Origin of the sequence: Haloechinothrix alba (assembly GCF_900188115.1) — a bacterium.
GTDB lineage: Bacteria > Actinomycetota > Actinomycetes > Mycobacteriales > Pseudonocardiaceae > Haloechinothrix > Haloechinothrix alba.
In genome coordinates, this window is record NZ_FZNW01000011.1 from 56,272 (window position 1) to 72,051 (window position 15,780).

Here is a 15,780-nt window from a genome sequence, read left to right on the forward strand (position 1 = left end):
GCACCCCTGTGTCGCCGGACCCGGGCCGGCCAGGCAGGCAGACAGCGGGCGGGACCGGCACTCAGGACGGACCCGGCACACCGATCTCGCTGCCGAGCAGCCGACCCACCGCGGCTCCCACCAGCTCGTGGCCCTCCCAGCCCCAGTGCATGCCGTCCGGGTTGCCCTGCCCGCGACGCACGTGGTCCCCGATCAGCCCCGGCAGGTCGACGAGGGGCACCCCTGCGCGCTCGGCCCATGCGGCCACCGCTCGCGACGTGGCGTCGCGCACCGCGTGCACGTAGCCGTACGCGGGAGCGTGGTGCGGAGCGGGCACGATGCCGAGGATCGGCATACCGGGCCGCAGCACGCGCATCGCCCTGGTGCACCGGTCGAGGTATCGCACGGTCAGCTTCGTCGGCAAGGCCGCGGGCCTGCCACGCAACGCCACGGCCAGGCGCGGTTGCACCGACCGGTACGCGGCGCGCGTCGCGCGCCGTAGCCCGTCCGGGCGCAGGTAGCGCATGCCGGTGCGCAGGTAGGTCGGTAGCGGGGACGGCAACGCATCCATGCTGCCGACCGCGAGCACCACCGCGTCGACCCGTCGCAGGTCCGCCCAGACCCTGGGGTCACTGATCAGCGCCCACCACGCGTCCCGCGCTGTCCACCCGCTGCGTGCGACGATGTCGGCCGCTCCACCGACATCGCGGGCGGCCACGTTCGGCCACAGCCGCGGTTCATCGGCGGCATACGCGCGGTCGGGACCGTGAAACGTCAACGAATCCCCGAGCACGAGAATCCGCGGAGACATCATTCCGTGCCCGCGTTGTACGCCAGCAACCGCCACTGCCCACGGTCCCGGCCCAGGTCGACCCAGTGGCAGTTACCGATACCGGTGAAGATCGGCCACAAGGCCAGCGGCAGCCCGAGCAGGCGCGCGGTCAGGGCCACGATGAGGCCGCCGTGGGCGACCAGCATCACCGCGGCGTAAGTACTGTCCTGCAGCTCGGCGACCACCTCGTAGGCTCGCTCGGAAACGTCCACCCGGGACTCTCCACCGGGCGGTGACCAGGACGCGTCGGCACGCCAGCGCTGCCGTTCACCCGGCCAGCCCTCGTCGACCTCCGCTGAGGTGAGCCCCTGCCACTGGCCGAGATGTGTCTCCCGCAGCCGCTTGTCGACCTGCAGGCCCACTCCGATGGCTTCGGTGAACACGGTCGCTGTGTCGTTGGCCCTGCGCAGGTCCGAGGAGACCACCAGCTCGGGCGCGAAACGTGCCAGGCGGGGCACCACGAACCGCGCCTGGTCCCATCCGACCGGCGTCAGTTCCGTGTCGATCTGGCCCTGCATGCGTCCGGCGGCGTTGTACTCAGTCTCACCGTGCCGCCACAGCACCAGCCTGCGCAGGCCCGCGGCGCCCGGCCCCGCAGGTGGGACCTTCCCCTCCTCCGGTCGGTCGGTCGCGCTCACGGCTCCTCGCCGGCCTCGTTCCGCACCAGACCCGCGATCTCGATCTGCGGGCAGTCCTTCCACAAGCGCTCGAGCGCGTAGAACGAGCGCTCCTCATCGTGCTGTACGTGTACGACGACGTCCACGTAGTCCAGCAGCACCCAGCGGCCCTCGCGCGCGCCCTCGCGGCGGGTCGGCTTGCTCCCGGCCTCGCGCAGCTTCTCCTCGATGTTGTCCACGATCGCGCCGACCTGGCGTTCGTTCGGCGCGGAGGCGATAACGAACAAGTCGGTGATCACAAGCTGCTCGGAAACGTCGAGCACGACGATGTCGGATGCCTTCCTGTCCGCCGCCGCGTGAGCGGCGGTCTCGGCGATCCGCTGTGCGTCCGACGTCGCTGTCACTCTCACTCCTCACACCGTGTTCCTGCTGCCCTGCTCACGGCACCCGCCCGGGCACTCGTCCGAGCCTACCGGCAGCGACCCGGCCGCGCTGATCGGCCGTCAACCACCGGCGCGACGGGCACTGTGCCGGGAATTGCGATCCGACCTGTCGGAGCGTGCGCCGAGATCCACCCGGCACGGCATCACGAATCACCACGGTAGAGCTTGCGCTTGTCGATGTAGCGCACGACCCCGTCCGGCACGAGATACCACACCGGCTCGCCGCGCGCGACACGCTCCTTGCATGATGTCGACGAGATCGCCATCGCCGTGACCTCGACGAGACTGACCTTGCCGTGCGGGAGGTGGTGGTCGTTGAGATCGTAACCGGGCCGGGTGACGCCGATGAAGTGCGCCAGCTCGAAGAGCTCCTCGACGTTGCGCCAGGTCAGGATCTGTTCGAGGGCGTCGGCGCCGGTGATGAACAGCAGCTCGTCCCTGGGGTATATCTGCCGCATCTCACGCAGCGTGTCAACGGTGTATGTCTCGCTGCCCCGATCGATATCGATCCTGCTCACCGAGAACACCGGGTTCGAGGCCGTGGCGATGACCGTCATCAGGTACCTGTCCTCGGCATTGCTGACGACACGTCCCACCTTCTGCCACGGCTGTCCGGTAGGCACGAAGATGACCTCGTCCAGCCCGAACCGCGACTGCACTTCACTGGCCGAGACGAGGTGTCCGTGATGAATGGGGTCGAAGGTCCCGCCCATGATTCCGATTCGACGCCGCACTGGCATACCTCAGCAGCGTACGGCAGCGACGGTCCCCCGCTCGCAGGCGGTACGCGGGCAGCACCCGCAACTCCCCGTGAGGTGCCGGTTCCCGCGCACCGCCTGCGCCGATGACGTATCGCCACCGGGCACCGCGCCTCCCCCCGCGAAGGTCGGTGCACTGGCGGGACGGGCCCGACCCCGCGACATGATACGAGACCTACTGTGACTCATGTCACATCATGGATCGATCGCGTGATGGGTACGAGGTCGTCGGCGTGCACCACTTCGCGCCGCAGGTGTTCGGGCAGCTCGTCGCTCGTGCGGCCCAGCATCGCCGGGAGCTCTCCCGCGTCGAACGCGACGACGCCGCGCGCCACCACCCCCTGCGCCGGGTCCACCAGCTCCACCACATCGCCTGCCAGGAAGTCACCGTCCACACCGGTCACCCCGGCGGCGAGCAGCGACCGGCGGCGGCCGACAACCGCTGCGACCGCTCCGTCGTCGAGGTGCAGCCGCCCCGTGACCCCTGCCGCGTAGCCGAGCCAGAAACGACGCGCCGACAGCCTGGACCCCGCGGCCTCGAAGGCTGTCCCGACATCGGCACGTTCCAGCGCGCGCGCCGCGTCGAGCGCCCCGGCGAGCAACACGGGTATCCCGGCAGCCGCCGCGGTGCGTGCGGCGGCGAGCTTGGACACCATCCCTCCGGTGCCCAGACCGGAGCTGGACCTGCCGATCTCCAGCTCAGCCACGTCCGTGACACTGGTCACCTCATCCACCCTGCGGGTGCTTCCGCTGCGCGGGTCGCCGTCGTAGAGCGCGTCCACGTCGGAGAGCAGCACCAACGCCTCGGCCCCGATCAGGTGGGCCACCAGCGCGGCCAACCGGTCGTTGTCGCCGAAACGGATCTCCTCGGTGGCCACCGTGTCGTTCTCGTTGACAACGGGCACCGCACCCAGCGACAGCAGCCGGGTGAACGTCCGCTGGGCGTTGCGGTAGTGCGCACGGCGGGCAACGTCGTCCGATGTCAGCAGCACCTGCCCCACGGTGAGGCTGTGCCTGGCGAACGACTCGGCGTAGGCGTGCGCCAGCGCGAGCTGCCCGACGCTCGCGGCGGCCTGCTGGGTAGCGAGGTCCTCGGGACGGCCTCCCAGCGCGAGCGGGGCGATCCCGGCCCCGATGGCCCCTGATGAGACCAGCACCACCTGCACGTCCTCGGCGACCCGAGCCGCGACAGCGTCCACGAGCGCGTCGAGACGTGCGGTGTCGATGCCGTCCTCCGTGGACGTCAGTGCCGAGGATCCGACCTTGACGACGAGGCGCCTGGCTTTGGCGATGCCGTTGCGGACGCGGGAGGCGGTCACACGTGTTCCTCCCCGCTCGCCTCGCCGCTCTCGTCAGGATCCTGCTCCCCGCTACGGCGTAGGTCACGAGCACGCTTGCGCTCCGCAGCCGTGACCCTGGGATGGTCGGACAGCCGCGTATCGGCCCCCCGCTCGCCCAGGCTGGCGGCGACGCCCGCCGGAGTCGACGGCTCCCACTCGAAGGTCATCCCGCCGATGGTGACCGGGGACCCCGGAACGGCCCCCTGCCTGGCGAGCTCCTGCTCCACACCGAGCCGGGCGAGCCGGTCCGCGAGGTAGCCGACGGCCTCGTCGTTGTCGAAGTCGGTCTGGGCGATCCATCGTTCCGGTCGCCTGCCGCGCACCACGAACCCCTCCGGGTCGTGCGGGTCGCGTTCCACCGTGAACCCGGTGTCGTCGACGGGCTTCGGTCGCAGCGTGACGCGCTTCGGCTCGGCGGGTGGCTGCTGCGCGCGGTCCTGCTCGACCTGCCTGCCCAGCGCGAAGCTCAGCTCCCGCAACCCCTGCCTCGTGGCCGTGGAGACCTCGTACACGTCGTAACCGCGCGCGACGAGATCCGGGCGCACCAGCTCGGCGAGCTCGGCGGCGTCCGGTACGTCCACCTTGTTCAGCACGATCACCCGGGGGCGCGATGCCAGGTCGCCACCGAGCTGCGGGGTGTACTCGGCAAGCTCCGCCTCGAGCGCGTCGACGTCCGACACCGGGTCCCGGCCGGGTTCGAACGTCGCGCAGTCCACCACATGCACCAGCACCGCACACCGCTCGATGTGCCGCAGGAAGTCCAGGCCCAGCCCCTTGCCCGCGCTCGCACCCGGGATCAGGCCGGGCACGTCGGCGACGGTGAACACCGTCCCTGTCCCCCGTGCACCGTCGTCAGCCGACTCACCTGCGGTGACGACGCCCAGGTTGGGGGCGAGCGTGGTGAACGGGTAGTCGGCGATCTGCGGTCGCGCTGCCGAGAGCACCGAGATCAGCGAGGACTTGCCTGCCGAGGGGAAGCCGACAAGGCCCACGTCGGCGACCGAGCGTAGCTCGAGCACCAGGTCGCGCGCCTCGCCCTCCTCCCCGAACAGCGCGAACCCCGGCGCCTTCCGCGCCCGGGAGGCCAGTGCCGCGTTGCCGAGCCCACCGCGCCCGCCTTGTGCGGCCACGAACCGGGTTCCGGCGCCCACCAGGTCCGCGAGCACCTCTCCGTCCTCGGTGAGCACCACGGTGCCGTCCGGTACAGGCAGCTCGAGCGAGTTGCCTGCCGCACCCGCACGGTTGCTTCCCTGTCCCTGCTTACCGTTGCCGGCTCGCAGGTGTGCCCGGTAGTGGAAGTCGAGCAGCGTGTGCACGCCGGGGTCGACCACGAGGACCACGTCGCCGCCATCGCCGCCGTTGCCGCCGTCCGGCCCACCGAGCGGCTTGAACTTCTCCCTGCGGATCGATGCGCAGCCGTTGCCGCCCTTGCCGGCGGTGAGATGTATCACCGCACGGTCAACGAACCGGGCCATGACTTCTGCCTCTCCTGCTTCGCGCTACCCCGCCGCGGCCACGACGCCTCGTGGCACCGTTCGCTGCGCGACCGCTGTAACACAGCGTAAGGGGCGGGCCGAAGCGTATTCGGTCCCGCCCCTTGAGGATATGCCGTAAACCTTCGGGTCCCCGCCCGATGGTCGGGGTCAGCCCTCACCCGGAACGATGTTGACTGTCTTCTTGCCACGCTTCTGGCCGAAGTGCACGGAGCCTGCAGACAGCGCGAACAGCGTGTCATCGCCACCGCGCCCGACATGCGCGCCCGGATGGAACTTGGTACCGCGCTGGCGCACCAAGATCTCGCCCGCGTGCACCTCCTGACCACCGAAGCGCTTGACGCCGAGCCGCTTGGAGTTGGAGTCGCGGCCGTTCTTCGAGCTGGATGCGCCCTTCTTGTGTGCCATGGCTAGTCAGGTTCCTTACCTAGCTGTTGATGCCGGTGACTTCGACGCGGGTCAGCTGCTGACGGTGACCCTGCCGCTTGTGATACCCGGTCTTGTTCTTGAACTTGTGAATGCGGATCTTGGGGCCCTTGGTCTGTTCGACGACCTTGCCGGTCACCGAGACCTTCGCGAGCGCGTCAGCGTCCGTGGTGACAGCGCCGTCGTCAACCACGAGCACCGCGGGGAAGGTGAGTTCGGTACCCGGCTTGCCCTCGAGCTTCTCGATCTCGAGGACGTCGCCGACAGCCACCTTGTACTGCTTGCCGCCGGTCTTGACGATCGCGTACGCCGACACGGATGCTCCTGCTTGCTCGACAGTGGATGGGAACGTGCGCTCCGGGGCGTCCGCCCGCGAGGCGCGCACGATGCCCGCACTGACTGCGGGCCGACCTACAGGTTACGTGGCACCCCGAGGCGTCGTTGCACCGGGGTGGGGCAAATGCCGATCATCAGCTCTCCTCCTGACCCGACGTCGTCGAGGTCGACGCGCCGACCGGCGGTCCGGCCGGGCGGGACGCCGCACGCCGCGCGCGCCTGCGCACCGAGCGTTTCGCCGGGGCCGGAACCTCAGCGACGTCGTCGTCATCGCCGGTCGCGCTGCCCGCTCCCGCGGTCGATTCCGACGGCTGTGCTGCTTCGGCCTGCGTGACCGGGCCCGGCCCGGCCGCTTCGTCCGTGGCGGGCGCGCCCGTCGTCCCCGCAGGCTCTGCGGGCTCGGCGGGCTTCTCCGGCTCGGCAGGCTTCTCCGACGGCGCGGGCGCGCTCGCCCCCGCAGCGGCCGACGCTCCGGAGCCTGCCGGAGCCTCCGCACCCTCCGCGGTCCCCTGCCCGGCCGTGCTGTCCTTGCCACTGGTGGAGCCGACCGCAGTTCCAGCCGCGGTTCCAGCTGTTGGGCCACCCGTGGACTTGTCCGCTGCGGCCTTGGAGGCACTGGCCATCGCGTGCACGGCCGAGGCCGCGGACTTCCGCTGCCGTCCTGTCGGCTCGGCCGAGGCTGTATCTCCCCTGTCTCCTCGGTCCCCGCGCGAGGTGTCCTCGCCCTTGCGCTTGCCGCGCTGCTTGCCCTGCTTGCCCCCGTCGGACGGCGGCCCGCCGTGGGCGTGGGACTCCGTACCGACGACGACACCACGCCCCTTGCAGTGCTCGCACGAGTGCGAGAACGCCTCGAGCAGGCCGGTGCCGATCCGTTTCCGCGTCATCTGGACCAACCCGAGCGAGGTCACCTCGGCGACCTGGTGGCGGGTCCGGTCCCTGCCCAGGCATTCGGTGAGCCTGCGCAACACCAGATCACGGTTGGACTCCAGGACCATGTCGATGAAGTCGATCACGATGATCCCGCCGATGTCCCGCAACCGTAGCTGCCGGACGATCTCCTCGGCGGACTCCAGGTTGTTCCGGGTGACCGTCTCCTCCAGGTTGCCGCCCGATCCGGTGAACTTGCCGGTGTTGACGTCGATCACCGTCATCGCCTCGGTGCGGTCGATGACCAGGTAGCCCCCGGAGGGAAGCCATACCTTGCGGTCGAGCGCCTTGGTGATCTGCTCGTGGATGCGGTAGTCCTCGAAGACGTCCCCGCTGCCGACATAGCGCTCCAGCCTGCCGGTGAGGTCCGGCGCCACGTGCTGGACGTAGGAGTCCACCGTCTCCCAGGCCACCGACCCCTGCACGACGAGCTTGCCGAAGTCCTCGGTGAACAGGTCACGCACGACCTTGATGAGCATGTCCGGTTCCTCGTACAGCAGCGTGGGTGCGCCGCTCTTGTTGCCGGAGGAACCGCGCGCGCTCTGCGACTTCTCCTTGATGACCTCCCACTGCGCCTGCAGCCTGCGCACGTCGCGTTCGATCTCGGTCTCGCTGATGCCTTCCGATGCGGTCCTGATGATCACACCGGCGTCGTCCGGGACCACGCGCTTGAGGATGTCCTTGAGCCTGCGCCGCTCGTTCTCCGGCAGCTTGCGGGAGATGCCGGTGGCACCGCCGCCCGGCACGTAGACGAGGAACCGCCCGGGAAGCGAGACCTGGGTGGTCAACCGCGCACCCTTGTGACCGGCCGGGTCCTTGGTGACCTGCACCAGCACGCTGTCACCGGTGTTGAGCGCCTGCTCGATCTTGCGGGACTTGCCCTCGAGGCCGGCAGCGTCCCAATCGACCTCCCCCGCGTAGAGCACCGCGTTGCGCCCGCGACCGATATCGACGAACGCCGCCTCCATGCTGGGAAGCACGTTCTGCACGCGGCCCAGATAGACATTGCCCACGATCGAGCCCGAACCCGCCGAGGTCACGAAGTGCTCGACGAGCATGTTGTCCTCGAGTACCGCGATCTCGGTCGTGCGGTGGTCCTTGGAGCCCTTGCCGTTGCCGCCCGCGGCGCTTTCCTTGACCACCATGGTCCGCTCGACGGACTCGCGCCGCGCGAGGAACTCCGACTCCGACAGCACCGGAGCACGCTTGCGACCGGCTTCCCGGCCGTCCCTGCGCCGCTGGCGCTTGGCCTCCAGGCGCGTGGAGCCGCGAACACTCCGTACCTGATCATCACCGGTGTCCGAGTCGCCACTGCCGGACTGCTTGTCCGAGGTGTCGTCCGCGGACCCGCCGTCATCGCCGCCCTTGCGCCTGCGTCGCCTGCGACGGCGGCGCGTGGAGGCCTCCCCTGAGTCGGCTCCGCTGCCGTCTCCCGACCCGGAGTCGTCCTGCTGGCTGTCCCCATCGTCGGAGGACTCGGAGGCGTCCGCCTCGGTGCTGCCTGCCGCTGCCTGCCCGCTCTGCCCGGCCTCGCCGGCCTGTGCCGCCTTCCCGGACTTGGCCGCTTGCTCGTCGGGCTGACCGGCGCCGGACGTGCCACCCGCCTCGTCCTCGCCGCCCTTGCCGCGGCCACGACCCCGGCGCCCGCGCCTGCGCCTGCGTTTCGCGGCTGCGTCGTCGTCCGCACCGTCGCCGGAGGCGCCCTCGGGACTACTCGCGGTACCCGTCCCGTCCGCGACCGCCTCCGTGACCTCGGTGGCCGGGTCCTGCTCGGACTCGTCCGTTGTGCCGGCCGCCCCGGCAGGGTCCGGTGCCGGCTCCGGAGCGGGTTCCGGTGGCAGGAAGACCGGCGACGGCGGGGTGAACTGGGGTGCCTGTGGAGCGGCCGTACCAGCCTGCTGCTGTTCCGGCTGCTGTTCCGGCTGCTGTTCCGGCTGCCGTTCCGGCTGCTGGGCCTGCTCCGGCGCGTCACCGGTGGCCTCGCTCGTGGCGGCCGCGGAGTCGTGCCCTGTCGGCTGTGCGCCCGTGCCTGCCGGCGCCGCTGGGGCGCCCACCGCTTCGGCGACCCGGACGGCGACCTCCCGGGATACGCTCGACTGCGGGCTGCGTGCGCTCTCACCGAGCTCACTCAACGCGCCGAGCACCTTCTTGCTCGTCGATCCGAGCTGCTTCGCCAGTGCGTGCACCCTGATCCGTTGGGGCAGAGTCGCTGCCCAATCGGACGCAGGTGTGCCGGTATCCCCGCCAGTGGTCTCGGCGGGTCCTTCCGTGTTCGTCATGTGTCTCCTCCGCCCCCGGGCGCACCTGGCCGGCGACACCGCGGTGTCGACGTGTCTCCAGGTGCGGCCGCTCAGGGGCACCTTTCTGCGTCCCGTGCGAGGCGTGCATCCACCGCCCGACTTCGGCGATGACCCCACACCCCTGCCTGTGTTCACCGGTAAGGCTGTATCACCTCGACGACGTAGCCCTCATCGCTGCCGTCCCCGCGCAGCCACCTACCGCGAGCCTCCCGCTCACCCCCGGCTCACTACCCCACGATGTAGCTACGCGCTGTCGTGGTCGTGTCCGGACGACGGACGGATGGCCGCGTTCGCTGGCTCGTGAATGACCCTCCCGTGCGCTTTTCCCTGTGGTCCGGTTACCCATCATCCGCGACAGTGCCCGCTCACGCGCGGCACATGCTTCTCAGCCGTCGCAAGCCGCCCGTTAGGTGGTACGGCCGCACCGGCTGCCTGATGAACAACCTTCCCGGCATGCGTCGTTCTGTTGTGTACCGCTGTGGTGTTTGCCACAGCGGGAATCCTGCGCCCTGCCGGTCACTGGCCGTTAAGCCGAGTGACCGGCTTTTCTTTTCGGCGACTCCCCGCCCTGGCTGAAGGCGGTCGGCCTCGTACCGCATCGTCGAGCCACCCGTGGTGGCGACGACGCGGCCCTTCCTGCACGAAGCCGCCAGATCCCCGGACCGTACCGCGCCACACGGTCTAGCTGCCGGAGGCACGCTGGCTCGGCGACCTCCACCAGTATCCCACACTGCCGCGCCTTCGGGTGTCACTCGGTCGATCCGGTACCCGCCCGTCCACCGACACCGGCCCGGCCCGTTCGGCCGAGAGAAGCCATCCGTGTGCGGTCAACTCGAGCTACTCCCTTGTCGCAGGGCACGGGACTGGCTACGGTGCGCAGCTATGGCCCTCGCGAGGTTGTCGACGTGCGCGCCGCGTGCCATCGGTACCGTTGTGATCAGCGCCACGATCACACTGGCCCCGTTGAGTACCGCTGTCGGCGTGTCGGCCGATCCGCTGTCCACTCCCGCGCCGGCCGCCGACCGGGCCGCGTGCGCGAGCTCCGGCGAGACTGTACGTCATCTCGTGGTGTTCGACGAGGGGACGCGGGAGAGCGACGCCACCGAGCGCATCGAAGCCGCCTGCGGGGACTCCGTCACCTACTACCCCGAGATCGCCGTCGCGGTCGCGAACAGCCGGGACGCGGGCTTCACCGAGCGGCTGGGCGATGCCCGTTCGTTCAGCGCCCAGCAGCGCCGCGACGCGAGCGGGTCGAGCGCGGAGTCGCGGCGCGTACCGCGTGCCGAACCGTCGACGCTGGCACCGACCGATCCCGAGGTCGTCCCGTCAACCGACCGGTCCGACGAGCAGTGGGGGATGCGCATGCTCGAGGTGCCTCGCGCCCGGTCGGTGAGCGCGGGCGACCCGGACGTGGTCGTCGGCGTGCTGGACTCCGGCATCGACGCGGCGCATCCGGAACTGGCCGAGGCCGTACGGGCCGACCTGTCGGCCGGCTGCCTGTCCGGGAAACCGGACCCCACGGCCGAGTCCTGGTCACCGAGCACCTCGGGGCACGGCACGCACGTGGCGGGGACCATCGCGGCAGCCGAGGACGGCACCGGCATCACCGGCGTCGCCCCGGAAGCGGGCATAGCGTCCATCAAGGTCATCGGGGACCGCGGGTACGCCGATCCGGAAGCCGTCGTCTGCGGCCTGATGTGGGCTGCAGCCAACAGCCTGGACGTGACCAACTCCAGCTACGTCGTCGACCCGGGGTCGCTGTCCTGCGTCAGCGGCACGGAGCTGGATGTCGCGCGGGAGGCCATCGCCCGCGCCGCCGACCACGCCACCGCCGAGGGGACGCTGAACATCGCCGCGACGACGAACGACGGGGTGAACCTCTCCCCCACCTCAGCGGGTGACCAGGAGGACGGGTGCCACGCGCTCCCGGCGAGCCTGCGATCCATGCTGACCGTCTCAGCCGTCGACAGCGACGAGCGCAAAGCCACCTACAGCTCGTACGGGCTGGGGGTCGTGTCCGTCGCGGCACCGGGAGGCGAGGCGCCACGGTGCGTGCTGTCCGCGGCGCCGGGTGGCTACACCCGCGTCTGCGGTACGTCCATGGCCGCACCCTACGTCTCCGGCGTGGCCGCACTGGTCGCATCCGCCAACCCGGACCACGGCCCGGAACAGATCGCCGGCACGCTCACCTCGAGCACGCGCAACGTGCCGTGCCCAGCCGACTACGACATCAGCGGGGACGGCAAGCAGGAGGGGTACTGCAGCGGCTACAGCGGGTACAACGGTTTCTACGGGCACGGGATCGTCGACGCCTACGCGGCGGTTGACGACGCGGACAGCGCCCCCTCCCGGGAGTAAGCACGCGAGGACGGGGCGGCCCGGCGCGGGCGGTGCCGCGCTCGCGCCACCACGTCGGGCCGAGCAGGCTCGGCGTACGAGCCCGGCCTGCTCGCGATGCGGGTCGGACCGGTGCTGGAGGCGGTGGCGCGATCGCACATCACAGACTCAGCGGCGGCTGGTCGGCGTCGTAGACGAGCACACGCTCCTCGTGCATCAACCGCGCTTCCTCACTCGGCCGGTGCCGCCGCAGCGTGCCGTCGTGCATCAGGTGATCCACGGGAACCTCCCTGGCCAGCACCAGGAAGTCGGCGATCATGCTCCGGTGGCAGCGCCACCACACCGACTCGGCGCACATGATCGCGGTGCGTTCCCGCTCGGCACCCGACAGCAACGCGTCGATCGCCGCGAGGAACTCCGCGGTGCGCATGTGGCCGGCGTACCCGCGGAAAGCTCGGTTGCGCAGCGCCGTGTCCGGGGTGTCGGCTGCCACCTTGCGCCATCCGCCGAGGCGCTCCTCCCAGCGGTAGGCGATACCCGCGGCGGGAAGCCAGCTCGACATCTCGTCACGCGCGAGCGCCGGGTTGCGCTTGCTACCCGGTGCCCGGCGCACGTCGACGACGCTCCCGACCCCTGCACCGCGCAGCAGCTGCGCGATCCCGGAGGGTTCCGCCGTGCCGTGGCCGAATGTCAACAGGTACATCACGTCTCCCCGTGTCTCGCGTGCCGCCGGCCGCGCCGGACCGCTCGGAGTGGGAGCCGAAGGTGACAGCGGGTTCCTCTAGGGAGCCGGATGTCACCTTCGGCTCCCACCACAGCCGGGGCACTGCCGGTGGCGACGCTACCGCAGCAACAGCCCGGCCAGCCTGCGTGACGTCACCCAGAGTCCGAGTGCCGCCAGTGCGGCCAGGTAGCCGACGTGACCGAGCAACGCAGGATCGACCACCCCCACCGACAACTGCCTGGCGAGCTCGACCCCGTGATACAGCGGGGACAGCTGCACCACCGGACGCAGCGGCTCCGGGTACACCGACAGCGGGTAGAACGTCGCGGAGAACAGGAACAGCGGCATGACAGCCAGCTGGATGTAGTCGAACTGCGAGACCGTGCGGATGAAGGTCACGCACGCCATACCGAGCGCGGCGAAGGTGAACGCCACCAGCAGTGCCACCGGTACGAGCAGCACGACCCACGGCGAACCGGACAGCCCGAGCAGCGTCATGATCGCGAGGAAGGCCACGGCGTACAGCCCGCCGCGCAGCATCGACCAGCTGACCTCGCCCATGGCGATATCGACGGGACCGACCGGTGTGGCCAGCATCCCCTCGTAGGTCCTCGCATGCCGGATCTTGAAGAACACGTTGAACGTCGCGTCGTAGACCGCGCCGTTCATCGCCGAGGCCACCATCAGCGCGGATGCCACGAAGGCAGCATAGCTCATCACCTCGCCACCCGGCCCCACGACCTCGGTGACCAGCCGCCCGAAACCGATCTGGAAGGCCAGCAGGTACACGGCCGGTTCCACGATCCCGGACACGAAGACCAGCCACATCTTCCTGGACACCAGCAGTGAGCGCTCGAGGACCTTGCTGGCGCGCCCGGCGTACAGCCCCGGCGGCAGGATCCGCAGCGTGACCGATCGCGAGCGCGCGGTGCCGGTGACCTCGGTGTTCGCAGCCACTCACACCACCAGCCTGCGGTAGAAGCGGCTGCGTGCCAGCAGGCCGCCGCCGAGCAGCAACGCCACAAGGAACGCGCCGTGCCCCACGAGCGGCAACCACTCCCCGCCACCGAGCGCGGCGGCCCGAGCCAGCTCGTTGCCGTGCCACAACGGGGACACCCACGCCAGCATCCGCGCAGGCACGGGTATGTAGCTGATGGGGAAGAACGTCCCGGAGAACAGCATCACCGGCATCACCACGAACCGCAGCAGCGCGCTGAACGCGTTGCTCGGGTTGCGCACGGTCGCCGACAGCGCCATGATCGGCGCTGCGCAGGCCAGTCCCGTCAACACGCCGACCAGCACCACCAGCAGGGCACCGGGTCCCAACCACGCGCCGAGCGCACCGGCGACGATCCCGTACACGACCGCCGAGAGCAGCAGCCGCATCCCGACCCACATCAGCTCACCGCCGAACACCTGCCCCGGCGTGATCGGGGTGGTTACCACCGCGACGTACTGCTGCTGCCACTGGAATCCGGACGCGACCTTCCAGGTCGACTCGAACACGGCGATCATCATCGCTCCCGAGACGAGCAGCGTCGGGGCGACGAAGTGCAGGTAGTCCACCCCGCCCGTGTCGGGGCCCGGCTCGACCTGGGAACCGAAACCGAGTCCCATCGCGGCGAGGAACAGCAGCGGCTGCAGGCCTGACGAGTACAGATTGGACCGCCAGTACCTGCGGTACCACATCCACTGGCCCTCTACCCGCAGCCAGGCCGCTCGCAACGGGTGGACCACGCGTCCGGGGGACTGCCGCGCGACGGGTGCCGACGTGTCCATTCAGTCGACCAGGGTCCTGCCGGTCAGCCTGAGGAACACGTCCTCGAGCGTGCTGCGCCGGACAAGGCAGGACAGCGGCTGCACCCCACGCGCATGCGTGGCGCTCAGGGCCGCCTCACCGTTCTCGGTGTAGAGCAGCACCCGGTCCGGCAGCACCTCGACCCGGTCGGCCAGCCCGTCCACGGTGGAGGCGACGTCGCCGGACTCACCCGGCGCGAACCGCAGCTCGAGCACCTCACGGGTGGAGTAGCTCGCGATCAGCTCCGGCGGCGAGCCCTCCGCGACGATCCGGCCGTTGTCCATGATCACCAGCCGGTCGCACAGCTGCTCTGCCTCATCCATGTAGTGCGTCGTGATGAGCAGGGTGACGCCGAGCTGTTTGAGCCGGAACAATCGGTCCCACAGCAAGTGCCTGGCCTGCGGGTCCAGGCCCGTCGTCGGCTCGTCCAGCAGTAGCAGGTCCGGGTCGTTGACCAGCGAACGGGCGATGGTCAACCGCCGCTTCATCCCCCCGGACAACGTGTCCACCTCGTCGTCGGCACGCTCGGTGAGCTGCGCGAACTCCATCAGCTCGGTCGCCTTGGCCCGGACGTGCGCCCGGGACAGGCCGAAGTAGCGGCCGTAGACCTGCAGGTTCTGCCGGATGCTGAGCTCGGTGTCCAGGTTGTCCTCCTGGGGCACCACGCCCAGGCGTGCACGGATACTCGGACCGTCGATCTGCGGGTCCATGTCGAGCACCCGCAGATCGCCGTCCGAGCGTGGGGACACGCAGCCGACCATGCGCATCGCGGAGGACTTACCCGCGCCGTTCGGGCCGAGAAACCCGAACGCCTCGCCCTTGAAGACCTCCACGTCGATGCCGCGCACGGCTTCGACCTCGCCGAACCGCTTGACCAGCGCCTTCGCTGAGACCAGCGGGCTCAGTTCCCGCGCGGAACGCTCCCCGGCAGCAGCCATGCCTCCACCTTGCACCTTCGAGTTCAGTGGAGGTCAAGGAACGTCACGTTCGAGCACCCTCCACGCGTGGAGACCCTAGCCGCGGGGACCGGCGCGCGCAGGCTCAGTGCTCCGGGAACCACAGCTTGATCTCGCGCTCGGCCGACTCGGCCGAGTCCGAGCCGTGCACGAGGTTGTACTGCACCTCGAGTCCGTAGTCGCCGCGCAGTGTGCCGGGGGCTGCCTTGTCCACCGGATCGGTACCGCCCGCGATCTGGCGGAACGCCGCCACCGCGCGCGGCCCCTCGACGATCGCGGCCACCACCGGGCCGGAGGTGATGAACTCGAGCAGGTCCTCGTAGAACGGCTTGCCCTGATGCTCGGCGTAGTGCTCCTCGGCAACCGACCGGGAGACCGACCGCAGTTCCAGCGCGGCCAGGCTCAGGCCCTTCTTCTCGATACGCGAGATGACTTCACCAACAAGGCCCTTACCGACGCCGTCGGGCTTGACCAGCACAAGTGTGCGCTCGTTCACGATAGTTCGTTCCTTTGC

Annotated in this window: 15 protein-coding genes; 1 reads left to right on the forward strand and 14 read right to left on the reverse strand. The window is 70.0% G+C overall.

Annotated features, from left to right (window positions below):
* Nucleotides 1-61 precede the first annotated feature (61 nt).
* From octT to CHB84_RS12150, 9 genes are all read right to left on the reverse strand, one after another.
* Entirely contained in the window at nt 62-790 is a 729-nt protein-coding gene (gene octT / locus CHB84_RS12110) for a diglucosylglycerate octanoyltransferase (RefSeq protein ID WP_089301688.1), read from the reverse strand.
* Nucleotides 790-1,386, reverse strand: a complete 597-nt coding sequence (locus CHB84_RS12115) for a histidine phosphatase family protein (RefSeq protein WP_089301794.1) — start codon at nt 1,384-1,386, stop codon at nt 790-792. The genes octT and CHB84_RS12115 overlap by 1 nt, the downstream gene beginning before the upstream one ends.
* A 59-nt stretch (nt 1,387-1,445) precedes the next feature.
* Entirely contained in the window at nt 1,446-1,832 is a 387-nt protein-coding gene (gene rsfS / locus CHB84_RS12120; protein WP_089301689.1) for a ribosome silencing factor, read from the reverse strand.
* Between the two features lie 182 nt (nt 1,833-2,014).
* Nucleotides 2,015-2,611, reverse strand: a complete 597-nt coding sequence (gene nadD, locus CHB84_RS12125; RefSeq protein WP_089301690.1) for a nicotinate-nucleotide adenylyltransferase — start codon at nt 2,609-2,611, stop codon at nt 2,015-2,017.
* A 203-nt stretch (nt 2,612-2,814) separates the two neighbouring features.
* Nucleotides 2,815-3,948 (reverse strand): glutamate 5-kinase, encoded by a 1,134-nt coding sequence (proB, locus tag CHB84_RS12130; protein ID WP_089301691.1) that lies wholly within the window; start codon nt 3,946-3,948, stop codon nt 2,815-2,817.
* Nucleotides 3,945-5,444: a GTPase ObgE gene (gene obgE / locus CHB84_RS12135; protein ID WP_089301692.1), complete on the reverse strand. Its 1,500-nt coding sequence runs from the start codon at nt 5,442-5,444 to the stop codon at nt 3,945-3,947. Before obgE ends, proB begins: the two co-directional genes overlap by 4 nt.
* 168 nt (nt 5,445-5,612) lie before the next feature.
* Nucleotides 5,613-5,870, reverse strand: a complete 258-nt coding sequence (gene rpmA / locus CHB84_RS12140) for a 50S ribosomal protein L27 (RefSeq protein WP_089301693.1) — start codon at nt 5,868-5,870, stop codon at nt 5,613-5,615.
* 19 nt (nt 5,871-5,889) lie between these two features.
* On the reverse strand, nt 5,890-6,204 hold the full coding sequence (rplU, locus tag CHB84_RS12145; RefSeq protein WP_089301694.1) for a 50S ribosomal protein L21: 315 nt from the start codon (nt 6,202-6,204) through the stop codon (nt 5,890-5,892).
* 154 nt (nt 6,205-6,358) lie between these two features.
* The gene (locus CHB84_RS12150) at nt 6,359-9,430 is read right to left on the reverse strand and encodes a translation initiation factor IF-2 N-terminal domain-containing protein (RefSeq protein WP_089301695.1); all 3,072 of its coding nucleotides are present in this window, start codon (nt 9,428-9,430) and stop codon (nt 6,359-6,361) included.
* A 903-nt stretch (nt 9,431-10,333) separates the two neighbouring features.
* On the opposite strand from CHB84_RS12150, the gene CHB84_RS12155 reads away from it, so the two are divergent.
* The gene (locus CHB84_RS12155; RefSeq protein ID WP_089301696.1) at nt 10,334-11,809 is read left to right on the forward strand and encodes a S8 family peptidase; all 1,476 of its coding nucleotides are present in this window, start codon (nt 10,334-10,336) and stop codon (nt 11,807-11,809) included.
* Nucleotides 11,810-11,948: 139 nt separating this feature from the next.
* Here the strand turns inward: CHB84_RS12155 and CHB84_RS12160 are convergent, their stop codons facing one another.
* The 5 genes from CHB84_RS12160 to ndk all read right to left on the reverse strand — a co-directional run bounded on the left by CHB84_RS12160 (nt 11,949) and on the right by ndk (nt 15,762).
* Complete coding sequence (locus CHB84_RS12160) at nt 11,949-12,491, reverse strand: DUF488 domain-containing protein (RefSeq protein ID WP_089301697.1); 543 nt, start codon at nt 12,489-12,491, stop codon at nt 11,949-11,951.
* 138 nt (nt 12,492-12,629) lie between these two features.
* Nucleotides 12,630-13,469, reverse strand: coding sequence for an ABC transporter permease (locus tag CHB84_RS12165; RefSeq protein WP_089301698.1), 840 nt, complete (start codon nt 13,467-13,469; stop codon nt 12,630-12,632).
* On the reverse strand, nt 13,470-14,291 hold the full coding sequence (locus CHB84_RS12170) for an ABC transporter permease (protein ID WP_089301699.1): 822 nt from the start codon (nt 14,289-14,291) through the stop codon (nt 13,470-13,472).
* Nucleotides 14,292-15,248, reverse strand: coding sequence for an ABC transporter ATP-binding protein (locus CHB84_RS12175; RefSeq protein ID WP_089301700.1), 957 nt, complete (start codon nt 15,246-15,248; stop codon nt 14,292-14,294).
* Nucleotides 15,249-15,351: 103 nt separating this feature from the next.
* Nucleotides 15,352-15,762: a nucleoside-diphosphate kinase gene (ndk, locus tag CHB84_RS12180; RefSeq protein WP_089301701.1), complete on the reverse strand. Its 411-nt coding sequence runs from the start codon at nt 15,760-15,762 to the stop codon at nt 15,352-15,354.
* Nucleotides 15,763-15,780 lie beyond the last annotated feature (18 nt).